The 14,089-nt window shown below is 43.2% G+C and carries 8 protein-coding genes; 4 read left to right on the top strand and 4 right to left on the bottom strand.

What is annotated here, in order from left to right; all coding sequences use genetic code 11:
* Positions 1-61 precede the first annotated feature (61 nt).
* From isdE to isdC, 3 genes are all read right to left on the bottom strand, one after another.
* Positions 62-949, bottom strand: a complete 888-nt coding sequence (gene isdE, locus ACFQ0C_RS12565; RefSeq protein ID WP_379367209.1) for a heme ABC transporter substrate-binding protein IsdE — start codon at positions 947-949, stop codon at positions 62-64.
* Positions 950-1,088: 139 nt separating this feature from the next.
* Positions 1,089-7,328, bottom strand: coding sequence for an NEAT domain-containing protein (locus ACFQ0C_RS12560; RefSeq protein WP_379367206.1), 6,240 nt, complete (start codon positions 7,326-7,328; stop codon positions 1,089-1,091).
* 83 nt (positions 7,329-7,411) lie between these two features.
* Positions 7,412-8,170 (bottom strand): heme uptake protein IsdC, encoded by a 759-nt coding sequence (isdC, locus tag ACFQ0C_RS12555; protein WP_379367204.1) that lies wholly within the window; start codon positions 8,168-8,170, stop codon positions 7,412-7,414.
* 493 nt (positions 8,171-8,663) lie between these two features.
* On the opposite strand from isdC, the gene ACFQ0C_RS12550 reads away from it, so the two are divergent.
* The 4 genes from ACFQ0C_RS12550 to isdG are packed head-to-tail and all read left to right on the top strand — an operon-like array spanning position 8,664 to position 11,743.
* Positions 8,664-9,626: an ABC transporter substrate-binding protein gene (locus tag ACFQ0C_RS12550; protein ID WP_379367202.1), complete on the top strand. Its 963-nt coding sequence runs from the start codon at positions 8,664-8,666 to the stop codon at positions 9,624-9,626.
* A 7-nt stretch (positions 9,627-9,633) separates the two neighbouring features.
* Complete coding sequence (locus ACFQ0C_RS12545; RefSeq protein ID WP_258217183.1) at positions 9,634-10,629, top strand: FecCD family ABC transporter permease; 996 nt, start codon at positions 9,634-9,636, stop codon at positions 10,627-10,629.
* Positions 10,629-11,405: an ABC transporter ATP-binding protein gene (locus tag ACFQ0C_RS12540; RefSeq protein ID WP_379367200.1), complete on the top strand. Its 777-nt coding sequence runs from the start codon at positions 10,629-10,631 to the stop codon at positions 11,403-11,405. The genes ACFQ0C_RS12545 and ACFQ0C_RS12540 overlap by 1 nt, the downstream gene beginning before the upstream one ends.
* A gap of 14 nt (positions 11,406-11,419) precedes the next feature.
* Complete coding sequence (gene isdG, locus ACFQ0C_RS12535; protein ID WP_379367198.1) at positions 11,420-11,743, top strand: heme oxygenase; 324 nt, start codon at positions 11,420-11,422, stop codon at positions 11,741-11,743.
* 105 nt (positions 11,744-11,848) lie between these two features.
* Here the strand turns inward: isdG and ACFQ0C_RS12530 are convergent, their stop codons facing one another.
* On the bottom strand, positions 11,849-13,984 hold the full coding sequence (locus ACFQ0C_RS12530; RefSeq protein ID WP_379367196.1) for a TIM-barrel domain-containing protein: 2,136 nt from the start codon (positions 13,982-13,984) through the stop codon (positions 11,849-11,851).
* Positions 13,985-14,089: the final 105 nt, after the last annotated feature.

Here is a 14,089-nt window from a genome sequence, read left to right as displayed (position 1 = left end):
CCTTTATACTCTTAATAAAATACCTGCTCCACTTGCTGCTGCCCAAATGATTCCATGCCTTTTATGGATACAGTATCTTCACTAAAGCATCCAGCGCTTGCGTAGCAGCCAAATTTCCGGTCGTACCGAACAATTCTTCCTCCAGGTCGTACACCCTGTTGTTTTTCACCGCTTCAAAATGCTTCCAGATATCGTTTTTCTTGAACTCCTTGTCGAACATTATTACGACCTCTTCGGGCATTCCGTGAGCAGCCCTTAGAATCACATCTGGGTTAGACTGCTGCAAGTATTCCGTATTCGATGCGAGATACTCCACCTTTTCGCCTTGGACCACATTCTTACCGCCAGCTAGCTTCACAAGATCGCCAATATAGGAATTTTCAGTCGCAACCAGGTAGCTTCCCGGCACTCCCAGCAAAATGAGAACGGACGGCGTCTTCTTGCCTTCTGTATCTTTTTTGATTTGAGCCAACTTGATGTTAAATTTATTTACAATAGCTTCCGCTTGCTTCGTTTTATCATATTTATTTCCTAGTTCCATAATTTCCTTGTTCATTTTATCAACACTTGTTAAATCTAAAAATTTGGCTTCTACATTGGCATTTTTAAAAACCGGAGCCAAGTCATACTCCAAGGTTGTTACCGATAGAACCTCGGATGGATCGAGTGATTTAACCACTTCCATGCTAGGACTCATTGGATTGCCAACTTGGGTAACACTGTTGTATCGCTCGGGAAGCTTCTTATAGCTCTTGGGAATACCGACTAAATCAACCTCCAGCGCATCCATAATTTCAGTTGCTGCTACTGTAGTCGCTATTACACGCTTAGCTGCTTGGCCATCTCCTGTCGGAGCGCTTGCCGCATTCGTACCTACATTTCCCGATGAGCAGCCCATAGTTACAAGCAATAAGGAAGCTGCTGCTGCAGCACTAATCCATTTGTTCATTCTTGTTAATCTCTCCTTTCCTTTAACTTTAAAGCCCGCAGCATATTTTCTATTTAACAAAAAAATACCGAGGACGCCAGCTGCCTGACATCCTCGTTCCTACAAGTTGGTATATCCCTTTTTTAAAACTATTCCCAGCTTACTTGGTGTGATTTAGAAGAGCTAGAATCAAAGTTACAGCTTCCGCTCTAGTTGCACTTGCGTTCGGAGCAAATAAATTGTTATCTCTTCCGTTGATAATTCCCTTCTTCGCTGCTGACGCAACTTGAGCGGAAGCCCAATCCGGGATTTGCTTAGCATCCGCGAAAGACAAGCTTTCTTGCAAATCAACTGGAAGTCCCAAGGCCCGAACGATCATTACCGCAATTTCTGAACGTGTGATTTTGCGCTCTGCACGGAATGTGCCATCTTCATAGCTGCTGATGATTCCCGCGCCAACTGCTTCCTCCAGGTAAGGCTTCGCCCATGTTGGAACGCTCGCAAGATCGACATAATTCAGATCTGATTTTTTGCCTTGCAGTTTAAGAGCGCGACCGATCATTACGGTGAACTCAGCACGGCTTACTTCCCCGTCAGGGCGGAAATTACCGTCTTCATATCCGTTAACAATGCCTAGGCCAACCGCACGCTCAATAGATGCTTTTGCCCAATGCTCTTGAATATCCTTTAGGCTTGTGCTGGCAGCAGGAGGTGTTGTAGGAGTTGGATCGGTAGCTTGCTGCTCCTCAACCTTTTTGCCTAATCCTTCGATGTCGAATACTAAATCAATATCAACAGTATCGATCTTCTTCTTAGGAACTCCGCTGTAGCTGTCGTCTCCGTTAGCCGCCGCTTTCTTAGCCTCTTCCTTAGCTTGCTCAACTTCTGCTTCGGTCGGAGGTACGATAAGATCAAGCTGTGCATGGATCGGCACCGTCAAATCTTTGACATCAAATTTCACGACACGTGTGTTAGTCTCTTCATTCTTGCTTTCTACGGCAGCTGATTCCATTGACTTGGTTACGGTTGCTGCTGCACTTGAATCTGCTCCATTAGTAGTTGTTTTTTCCGTTTCTACCTTGAAATCCTCGATGAGCTTATGATCATTTAGAGTAAGAGCAATGCTTCTCTTGCTATCCTTAATAATCAACTTGGCAGGATGTGCCATCAACTCGTTGTATTTGGAATCCAGGTTATTTTTATATTGCAATGTATTAAAGTTCAGCTCGTACTCGCCGTCCTTCAATGATGCAACTGTCGAGCCTGCTCCGCCACCGCCTAATGCTGCATCTGCACTAACCTTCTTAAGGCTTGATTGGTCGAAGGAAAACTCAATATCGTACTCGTGGAAATAATTGATTTCCGGCCAGTCGATTTTAACCCAGCCTTTTAACCTGGATGATAAATTTGGGACTTGGAACTTAACAACACGAGTATTGTTGGTATTGTTTCTATCAACTACCTCTACGTCCGTCAAGGAACCGCTGTTTTCTGTTTTTAACGCTGTGACCTCTTTGCTTTGTTTTAGCGTCATGGAGAAATACTTGGTACCTCCTGTAACAGTCAGATAGCCTGGAGTAATAACGTAGTCCTGCATAACCGATTTTTGATCCGTTTGGTATTTTAAAACAGTGTAATTTATGCTGTATGTGCCGTCGGCTATATAGTTTCCAGTTCCGCCGCCAGTACCACCTGTACCTCCAGTGCCTCCGGTACCACCCGTTCCACCAGTACCACCTGTGCCTCCAGTTCCGCCGCTCTCTGGGGTCGGTGTAACTACAACACTAGTCGTTACAGGCTCAATCGTACCAAATCCAACTTTAATTGTTGCGTCATTGCCATCTTTCTTCAGTTGAATCGCATAAGTAGCCGTCAAATCATCTGCTGCCTCAAACTCAACGCTTTGTGTCGTTGGTTCAAGGGCAAGCACACGTACTAATCCGGATTCTTTAGCTGAAGTCTTTACTGTTGGAGTTATTTCTTTGTTTACAGAACCGTCTGGATTAAGCAGCGATATCTTAGAAACCGTTACACCGCTTTTAACTTTCAACACAGCTACTTTCTTGCCATCCTGTACTTTAAAGCTGCTGCCTTCCGGTTGCAAATAATCGCTAATTGGAGCTGCTGTAGGGTCCGTTGATTTGGATACATAGCTCACATTGTAGTCACCATTTTTTGCTGGTTTGGAGAGGTCCAGCTTAATGCCGCTGTATCCGATTTGAACATCATATTCTTGATCGTATAATCCAACCAATAATATTTTAACCCAAGCATTCTGTTTGCTGTTTAGATCCTGAACTTCAAATTCAACTGTTCTCTTGTCGGCAGCAGTATCCGTGCTTAGAACTGTAGAATCAGCTAATGTAGAAGCAGAATTCAACTTAGTCTTAAAGCCTGTAATTCCTTCACTTTGATTTAACGTAAAGGAAACGTACTTCTTCCCGCTAGCTACTCGTAATTTACCGCTAGTGGTGTCAACGTATCCCTGCATTACCGAAATCTGATCTGTACCTAATTTAAAGATATTGAAATCCAGCTTGTAATCACCATCTGGTAATACAGTGTTGGAATCTTTATACTGTGCTGAATTGAAAAGAGCCACTGCTTTCGTTAAATCAGTCACAGCCTGGGTAACCTGTTCCTTTGTTGCTTGCACATTATCAGCTACAGCTTTAGCAGTGTCGATTGCAGTCTTCAATTTAGCTTTGTAGCCTGTCAAATACTGGCCCAAGGCCGTCCCTTCTACTGCTGTATCATGCTTCACTTGCGTGTCAGCAATAAGAGCATTTAGTGCAGTCTTATCTACAGGACCCGGAATGACTGGCAAATTGCTAAATCCGATCTGCACATCATATTCATGGTCGTAGAGACCAATTGGTGCAGGCAGGTTCCAGTAAATCTTAACCCATCCATCTACCTTGCTGTTTAAATCCTGAACTTCAAACTCAACCGTCCTTTTATTAGCTGCCGCGTCTGTGCTAACTACAGTTGTTTCAGCTAATGCCGAGCTTGTATTTAATTTAGTTTTAAAGCTTAAAATTTCTGCGCTTTGATTTAGAATGAATGATACATATTTCTTGCCATTTCTTATGGTTAATTTACCACTTGTTTTATCCACATAGTCGTACATAACTGAGGCATCATTGGTGCTCGTTTTGTAGATTTTGTAGTCGATCGGATATACACCATCAGGTATGATTGTAATAATTGCAGCATTAAATGCATCGATAGCTGCTTGCAATGTTACCAAAGCTTGATCTACCTGAGTTTGTGTTGCTACTACATTCGAAGCCACCGTTCGTGCTGTTGTAATTGCCGTAAGCAGTACAGCTTTCGATCCGACTGCATATTGTCCAGCCGCTGTTCCTTCTACAGCCGCATCATGTTTCACTTGACTGTTAGAAATGAGTGCATTTAAAGCAGTTACATTGACTGCAGTGCTTGCTGCATTAAATTTCAAGCGAATGTTGTGATCCATCTCATAAGGTGTGCCATTAGGCATAGTAGTCGATACATGCACTCGAGCTTTTAAAATTGCATTTAAATCTGCTACTTCAAACTCTACCACTCTTGTATTGGCGGTTATATCGGTGCTCAGTATCGCAGTTTCGGTAAGAACACCGCTCTTCTCTGTCATCAAACTCGTTACTGTCTTGCTATCCTTCAATGTAAAGGATACTTTCTTTACTCCCTGCTGGACATTTAGTTTAATTGGTCTCAGGAAGTAATTGTTCATGCTTGAAGTTGCATCATCCGTTTCTTTAAGCGTCGTAAAATCAATGATATATTGGCCGTCTGCTAAGCCAACGGTAATCACTGAAGTAGTAAACGCCGTTACTGCTGCCTGCAGCGTTGTTACAGCTTGATCTACCTGCGCTTGTGTTGCTGCTGCATTCGATGCTACCGCTTGTGCTGCTGTGATTGCCGTAAACAATGTAGCCTTAGAGCCTGTTGGATACTGGCCATTCGCTGCACCCTCAACTGCTGCATCATACTTTGCTTGCGCATTTAAGATTTGAGCACTCAGTGCCGCTTTATTTGCAGATTCAGGGATCGTAGGCAAGTCACTGAATCCAATTTGAACGTCATACTCGTGGTCATAGATGCCGATTGGAGCAGGCAGCACCCAGTAAATCTTCACCCATCCGTCTACTTTTTTAGTTAAATCTTCAACTTCGAATTCAACCGTTCTTTTATTAGTCCCAGCATCGGTGCTAACTGTTGTTGTTTCAACTAATGATGAGCTTGCATTCAGCTTTGTTTTAAAACTCAGTATTTCCGCACTTTGATTTAAAACAAAGGATACGTATTTTTTCCCATTTTTTATTGCCAGTTTACCGCTTGTTTTATCTACATAGTCATACATAACCGATGCTTCATCTGAATTGGCCTTAAAAATTTTAAAACCAATATCATACCCGCCAACTACTGTCGCATTAAAAGCTGTCAGCGCAGCTTGCAGTGCAACTGCCGCTTGATTGACTTGATCTTGCGTTACTGCTGCAGTCGAAATTTTGTTTCGTGCTGTTGTAATGGCAGTAAGCAGTACAGCTTTCGATCCAACTGCATATTGTCCAGCCGCTGTTCCTTCTACAGCAGCGTCGTGCTTCGCTTGACTGTTGGAAATGAGTGCATTTAAAGCAGTTACATTGACTGCAGTGCTTGCTGCATTAAATTTCAAGCGAATGTTGTGATCCATCTCATAAGGTGTGCCATTAGGCATAGTAGTCGATACATGCACTCGAGCTTTTAAAATTGCATTTAATTCTGCTACTTCAAACTCTACCACTCTTGTATTGGCGGTTATATCGGTGCTCAGTATCGCGGTTTCGGTAAGAACACCGCTCTTTTCTGTCTTCAAACTCGATACTGTCTTGCTATCCTTCAATGTAAAGGATACTTTCTTTACTCCCTGCTGGACATTTAGTTTAATTGGTCTCAGGAAGTAATTGTTCATGCTTGAAGTTGTATCATCTGCTTCTTTAAGCGTTGCAAAATCAATGATATATTGGCCGTCTGCTAAGCCAACGGTAATCACTGAAGTAGTAAACGCCGTTACCGCTGCCTGCAGCGTCGTTACTGCTTGATCTACCTGCGCTTGTGTTGCTGCTGCATTCGATGCTACTACTTGTGCTGCTGTGATTGCCGTAAGCAATGTAGCCTTAGAGCCTGTTGGATACTGGCCATTTGCTGCACCCTCAACTGCTGCTGTATGCTTCGTTTGAGCATCAGTAATAACTGAATTCAGCTGCCCCTTTTGCACCAAGCCAATATTGCCAAAGCCAATTTCAATATTGTACTCATTGTCATAAATTCCAATAGATTGGCCTAAATCCCAATAAATTTTAACCCATCCATCCATTCGTTTAGTCAAATCGGCAACTTCGAATTTAACTACCCTTGTGTTGTTAACGGTGTCCACATTTTGTTTATCCGTTTCAACCAAAACACCGTTTTGTTTTGTCTTTAATGATAAAATTTCCTTATTTTGCTTCAATGTGAAGGAAACGTACTTTTTGCCTCCTTCAACAGTTAACTTTCCACTATTAGGATCAACGTATGAGTACATAACCGATTGATCATTCGATAGCTCTTTATAAATGATAAAGCCTAGACTGTATTCTCCATCAGCTAGCGTCGGAACAGGGTTAATTGTAATCACATTTGCTTGCAATGCTGTATAAGCTGCTTGCAGAGTTGCATACTGCTGATCTATTTGTCCCTGCGAGGCCTCATTACCATTAATAAGATTTCGGGATACATTTAAAACTGTTGTAAATGCTGTCATGGAACCAACCGGATATTGTCCGTTCCAAATCCCTTCTTTTGCAGTTCCTGCCTCTGCAACCAACGCCTTCAATTGATCTTTATTTCCTGCTGGATTAATTGTCACGGTAAAGGAAACATCCGCAACCTTTAATTTATTTCCGTCTTTATTGATAATGTAAATATCACTTGCAGTAATTGTAGCTGTAGTTGCTTGTGTCACTGCTTTAGTCTGAATAGTTAATCCTAAAAGGTTAACGTTGCTTGTAGTAATAACAACAGGCGAATTAATATTTTTCAAATCAATTGTAAACTTATAGTTGCCTGATGAAATTTCTGACTTTTGCGGGGTATTGAATTTGGTTTGCGTAGAAGCATTAGTTATTTCCAGTTTACTAGGGTCCAAAGAAATCTTGGCTTCATACCCATAGACCTCTTGATAAACGCTGTTCGTTATATTTCCAATAGACTGCCATACCGTATTTAGCTTATTTCCACCGTAAACAGAGCTTGTAGTGGATGTTAGATTAACAACGGGACTATCCGCCGCCATAGCAGCCGGTAACGGAATCCCCGCCAATAACACAAAAAATATGAGTAAACTCGACATCATTTTCTTGAATTGCCTGTTCAATATGTTTCTCTCCTTCTGCTTATAAAGTCTGATAATTGCTACCTAAGTTTTTTCTCTCTAGGTGGTACTCTTTGTATCCGGGATTATACCTTGGACTTTCTTGCCTTAAATTTGTAGTCAAGGAACATACCTGATACAGCCAGCAAAATGATCAGCATAGTGACAGGCGCCTTGTCGCCTGTTTGTGGATTCACAACTGCAGCCTTGCTTTTATCCGCATTGGAAGCTGCTGCTGCAGACGTGCTCTTCGTTTCCGCAGCCGGAGCCTTAACAACAGCTGTCGGCTGCTGCTTCGAGGCAGGCTCCACAGCTTTGCTTGCGCCGGTTGCTGCTGAGGCTGCCGGAGCTGCCTTGTCAGCCGGTGCAGTAGCAGCAGAATCACTCGTTCCTACGTTCTTGATGCTTTTATCATCAAATACAAAACGAATCGTATAGTCATGGTCATAATCTATGGACTCGACTGTAACATGAATTTTCGAAAGTAAGGGTTTGGATAGGTCATCCACTTTGAAGCTTACTACTCGTGTGTCTTCAGCCTTATCGCTGCTTAGTACAGGAGCATCTGCAAAGCCTCCATTAGCAGGCACCTTAAATAGGGTAATCCATTTGCTGTGATTCATTTGGAGCTGTACAGTCGTTTCACCATTTTTGACAAATACTTTGGCAGGCTTCTCGAAATAATCGTTGGCCATAGAAACCGAATCATTTTCTGCTTTTTTAACCGAGTAATCTATAGTGTAAGATCCATCAGACAATGTGGCAGCGGCATGCGCCCCTGGCAGTGCAAGGAGCGTAAGTAATAACGTAAATATTAAAGCTGGAACGGCTAGCCATGTTTTCACTTTGTGTTTTCCTCCATCAATTTCTTTAAAGCAAATTTTAAACCAGTATGTAACAATAACGATAATCATTCTCACTAAATATCAAAAAAAATATCATTACCCCAACTTGAAAGCCACACACAAACCTTTTTGAGCAATGAAAAAATACAGATAATCGATAATAATTCTCATTTTATATTAAAAAAAATGTCGCTTCCCGCGCTGCTTTTGGACACACTAAACCTAAGCCATTCCACCCTCCTTGCCCGATATGGTAATAATTAGGGAGTAAATAACAGTTACGAGTAGATAATATCTTATGTTCCTGAAAACTGTCAACCCATTTTTATTAACTTCAAGTAAAAATCGTTCAAAAATTACTCAAAAACAAGCCTTCCAGATCATTTCCAAAATTTACGTTGACATCAATAATGATATTCATTATCATTCTAATAGTACTTAGTAATGATATTCATTATCAATATGAATAATTAACCGATACAGGAGAACTCCTATGAAGAAATCATTTTTTATCCTCATGGCTCTTTCACTAATAGGAATAACAGCCTGTGGTCAAACAGCAACTAATACGACCAGCACCATCAATTCCGTTCAAGCTCAATCCAGTTCTAAGGCTGTAACTATCACAGATTTCGCCAACCGCAATGTAACCTTCACTGCCGTACCGCAAAAAATTGTAGCTCTGAGCAATGGTGAGATGGATATTGTTTATGCTCTAGGCGGTACACTGGTGGGCAGACCGACCGCAGTCGGCCCTGTTTCAATACCGGAAGCCAGAAATGTGGAACAAGTCGGGTCAACACACGGCATGGATCTGGAAAAAGTAGCGTTTCTTAGTCCTGATGTTGTGCTAGGCAATAATCCGTTAAATACCAAAGATATACCTGCTGTTGAAGGCATAGGCGCTAAAATGGTTTTAACTAACGCAAATTCTATTGAAGAAGTAATGAAGCAAATTCAATTATTCGGTCAAATGCTGCAAAAGGAAGACAAAGCCAAACAATTGAATCAAGCCATTGATCAAAAACTGAAAGAATTGAAAACAAATCAATCGGCAGTTAAACCAAGAGTCTTAATGGTCTATGGAGCTCCAGGAACGTATATGGCTGCTTTAAATAACTCCTTGAGTGGCAGCTTGCTGGCCTCCGCAGGGGGAGAAAATATTGCTGCCGACTATCCCAAGCTGGATAATTATCCGCAATATGCCCAGTTAAATACAGAAAAAATTATGAAATCGAATCCGCAGCTTATTTTGATCATGAGTCATGGGAATCCGGAAAAGGTGAAGGATGGATTTCTAAAAGAAATGCAGCAGAATGCAGCCTGGAGCAGTATGGACGCCGTAAAAAATAACAAAGTTGAAATTCTGCCTGCTGATCTGTTCGGTACGAATCCAGGTACTAAGGTAATTGAAGCGCTCGATATGATGAATAAGCTGCTTCAAGGTGTGAAGTGAAGAGAAGATGAATATACAGCAGCGAAATTCCCGAAGAAAGCTGGTTATAGTTGCCGCTCCTCTTCTCCTCCTTATTGTAGCCTTTTATGGCCTAACCTATGGCTCGGTTCCTATATCGTTCAAGGAAATATGGGCAGTGTTCACATCTGGCGGTGAGCCCATTCATGAAAAAATCATTATGAATTTGAGACTGCCGAGAGTGCTGATCGGCCTATTAACAGGAGCTTGCCTGGCTGCTTCCGGAGCTCTGCTTCAAGGAGTTATGAAGAATCCTTTAGCCGATCCTGGAATTATCGGTGTCTCCGCCGGCGGAGGACTTGCAGCTATCATAGCGATGATTGTACTTCCGCAATTCAGCTATCTGCTTCCTGCTCTAGCCTTCGCAGGATCGTTTATCACAGCTATTATCATTTACAGTCTGGCCTGGGATAAAGGAGCATCGCCATTAAAAATTATTCTTGCCGGTGTTGCGATCAATGCTTTGTTAGGGGCCATTATGAATGGAATTATGGTCCTTTACAGTGACCGGGTTCAAGCTGTACTTCCTTGGCTGGCAGGCGGACTGAGCGGACGGAGCTGGCATCATCTTGAGTTCATGGCCCCTTATGCAATCATTGGTCTGCTATTGTCTGCATTTTCAATTAAATCATCCAATCTGCTGCTGTTGGGGGATGACTCAGCCAAGCTGCTTGGCCAAAAGGTTGAGTTTCACAGGTTGATGATTATTTTATTAGCGGCACTTTTAGCAGGGGTTGCCGTCAGTGTTGCCGGCTTAATCGGATTTGTCGGCTTAGTGGTTCCTCATGCAATACGTCTGCTTACCGGAGAGGATTACCGTTATTTACTCCCGCTATCTATCGTGGGTGGAGCCACACTCGTTGTCCTCGCAGATACGATAGCTCGTTCATGGTTTGATCCCATTGAGCTTCCTGTCGGTATATTGCTGGCTGGCTTGGGCGCCCCGTTCTTCTTATATCTGTTAAAGAAACGGAGAATCATGTGATGACATCTATTCAGACCGAGCATATTGAGCTTCATGTAGGCTCCTTTCAGCTTCATGATATATCCGTTTCGATTCCAGCCGGGAAAGTTACGGCAATAGTGGGCCCGAATGGCTCTGGAAAATCGACTTTATTAAAAATAATTACACAGCTGCTCCAAGCCGATAAGGGAAATGTTCTCATCAATAGCAAGCCCGTCAAGGAGTATAAAACATTGGAGCTTGCCCAAACGCTTGCCATGCTTACTCAATCCAAGCATTCGCTTCCTGACCTGACAGTAAGAGAGCTAATTACGTATGGCCGTTCTCCTTACAAGCGGCTATTCGACCGAATAACGTCCGATGATACAAATATCATTGATTGGGCCATGGAAGTTACAAGCACTAAAAAACATGAGAACCGCATGTTCCATACTTTATCTGGAGGTGAACAGCAAAAAGCACGTATTGCCATGGCATTGGCACAACAAACAACTATCATCCTGCTTGATGAACCTACCACATTTCTGGATATTGCCCACCAGTTAGATGTGATGGAGATGCTCCAAAAGATTAATCAGGAATTTAAGATCACGATAGTCATGGTGCTTCACGATCTTCAGCAGGCTGCCAGTTACTGTGATTATTTGATCGCAATGAAGAATGGGAAAATCAAAGTAACAGGCAAACCGGGCGAGATCATATCTTCTCATTTTCTAGAAGACGTATACAATATCGAAGCCAAAGTAACCTTTGTAGATACATACCCCATTATTATCCCAATTAAAACTTTAAAATAATAGGAGGAATTAAAATGATCATCATAACTAACACATCCCAAATTACAAAAGGTAATGCACACAAGCTGATTGAAAGGTTCGACAAAGTAGGAAAAGTGGAATATATGGAAGGCTTTCTAGGTCTGGAGGTTCTTTTAACTGAGAACACACGCGAGCATGATGAGGTTACTGTAGTTACTCGTTGGGAGGAAAAAGAACATTTTCAAGCCTGGACCCGCAGTGACGCATTCAAGGAGTCTCATGCACATGGCAGAGAAATACCTGAATATATTGTTTCTAACAAAATTTCATTCTACGAAGTAAAAATTGTAAGACAACCGATAGCATCAGCCCAATAGTAGATAAGCGGTTTTAACGGCAGCTCTTTAACGGGGCCTTGACGTAACGCATGAAAAACAACCAAGTCTCCTCATGGAGCTTGGTTGTTTTCACATTTCATATATTTATTCCTCCGGCAATCGGCTTGCACCAAAGGTCCATTTCACTTGGTTGAAGCTAAAGAGAGCTTCCAATCCTTCCGAGAGCTTCCCTTCAAAAGCTTCATTCCCTTGATCCACAGAATTCCCTGTACCGTGGACTTCAAGTTGTGCCCAGCAGCGGTCTCCCTTTTCATAATCGAAGGTTTCCCCATCATCATCATATAATAGGGCTTGGCCTGGTTTATTGCCGAAATGAACGAGGTGCAGCTGAACCTTTTCACCAGGCAGTTGGGCATGAGCATGTGCTGGAATGGTAGGCAGGATGGCTCCCTCTTTAACGAAGATGGGCATTTGCTCCAAGCCAGGCTCGACCTGGATGACCTGTCCTCCCTCATAACGCTCACCCGTTTCCAAACCGAACCATCCCCCATTGGGAAGAAGCACCTCCCGAGTCGTTTCTCCCGCAAACATCGGGGCTACGAGAAGACTGTCTCCAATCATAAATTGATCATCCCATAGCTTCTCTGTCTTTTTCCCATAAGCTCCATCTGTTGTGTTAAGCGCCCTCCCGGTTTCATTAACCGTGAACCCCTCCGTCATATCCATAACTAACGGCATGGCACGGAATGGAGGAATACCCTGGAAGCGGTATTGGGCAAATGTCGTGTACAGATACGGGATCAATCTCATACGAAGCTTAATGTAATGTCGAATGATAGGCTCTACCTCAGGATACGACCATGGCTTCGTGCCATCTCCCCAAGCATTCAGCATAGCCAGAGGGGATAAGCATACCGCCTGCATACGGCGTACCCAATCCTCCGCACTCGAGGCGCGTCGTACTTCAGGAGTCCACAGCAATCCGCTGAAGGACGAATTGCACAAGGCGCGGATGAACTGTTTATGATCATACAAATCAGAGTACAGCACATATGGCATAGATGAAGCCCCAGCATTAGATGCTCTCACAAGCCCGTATGTACGGCGGTTTTGAGTCCTGAATAAATCATCGGTCATTTTCTGAAACATAAGGCCATACATCTGTCTCATTTGTTCCCCGTCATGGCCGGAAGGAAACTGAGTGTGTGAAGGAAACATCCAGGAATTGCCGGTTAGTTCACTTCCATCACATTCGTCTTGCTTGTATCCGGAAACTCCAAGACTAACATGCTCTTGCAAGTGCTGCTCTTGATATAACCTTTGAGCCTCAGGCAGTGAATAATCCGGTGCAAGCCCTCCCCAAACCGAATAGCTGCCCGATAGGGGTTCTAATGGTTCATAGAGCTTGGATTCCGGTGAAACATAAGGATGCTCCCATAAATTCACACGAAATCTAGCCTCAGTCAACGCATCAATCGTTTTCTTGGGCTCAGGAAATCGTTCCTTGGCCCACTCGTAGGTAACCGGGTAGCTTTTGCTATGCCAGCCGGGCTCCAGTCCAATGACATCGCATGGAAAGTCCCGATTCCGAAACTCCATAGCTTCCTCCTGAACCTCCTTATCGGTATACAACGTCGGAACCCGATGCCAAAAACCAAGCCCCCATTTAGGAGGAAGCGTCCCGCCACCGCATAGCAAATTATATCTTCGGACCGCATCCATCAAGCCAGGTCCCCCGATAAGGTACAGCTCAGCGCCTTCTTGAGGCAATACAATTTCTATGTAGTCCGATAAAGGGGTAGCTTTCCAGCTTTTCCGATCATTGTTCCGATCCTTCACCCTTTCCAATGCCGTTTCATTCAGCTTGACCGTTGAACCGCAATGTACCGTTACGATTCGGGAAGTGTTGACAAGCACACCATAACCCCGGTCTGTAACGAGAAAGGGAACAGGTGCATGAGTCTCCCCTGTGTCTTGCTTCGGGTCACTGTTAACACGTAAATAACGCGTTCTTCCCCGATGGTTCATTTTCATAAAATGCAAACCCAAACCGTACAGCTTCTCATCCTCCTGAAGGGGAAGACGTAAAATACGCGAAGAGCCTACTGCCTCTAATTGAATATCACTCATAGCAAAAGGGAGCGTAGTCTCCTGCATTTGCTCCAAAGCCTCGAAAAGCGGTTCACGCGACATCCATGACATAGGTGTAAAATCCTGCTGTTCTCCAACAACTGTTTTCCATATTCCACAGCCTAGCTCCTGCCAATCCAGCATTGTCATCTCTCAAGCTCCCTTCCATATGTCAAAAAGGTTATATTAATTAATCCACTAAACCATTATGATCCATATTATAGGGATTATCTGTACATACATATATGGCAATTT

The sequence above is a fragment of the Paenibacillus sp. GCM10027630 genome (assembly GCF_042676305.1).
GTDB lineage: Bacteria > Bacillota > Bacilli > Paenibacillales > NBRC-103111 > Paenibacillus_S.
Note: the sequence above shows the minus strand (reverse complement) of the source record. Positions and strands in the feature narration are given on the sequence as shown.

What these genes read in the sequence shown, in the direction of transcription:
- isdG (WP_379367198.1), top strand. Translation starts at nt 11,420, where the DNA reads ATGATCATCATAACTAACACATCCCAAATTACAAAAGGTAATGCACAC.
- ACFQ0C_RS12530 (WP_379367196.1), bottom strand. Translation starts at nt 13,984, where the DNA reads ATGACAATGCTGGATTGGCAGGAGCTAGGCTGTGGAATATGGAAAACA.
- ACFQ0C_RS12540 (WP_379367200.1), top strand. Translation starts at nt 10,629, where the DNA reads ATGACATCTATTCAGACCGAGCATATTGAGCTTCATGTAGGCTCCTTT.
- isdE (WP_379367209.1), bottom strand. Translation starts at nt 949, where the DNA reads ATGAACAAATGGATTAGTGCTGCAGCAGCAGCTTCCTTATTGCTTGTA.
- ACFQ0C_RS12550 (WP_379367202.1), top strand. Translation starts at nt 8,664, where the DNA reads ATGAAGAAATCATTTTTTATCCTCATGGCTCTTTCACTAATAGGAATA.
- ACFQ0C_RS12545 (WP_258217183.1), top strand. Translation starts at nt 9,634, where the DNA reads ATGAATATACAGCAGCGAAATTCCCGAAGAAAGCTGGTTATAGTTGCC.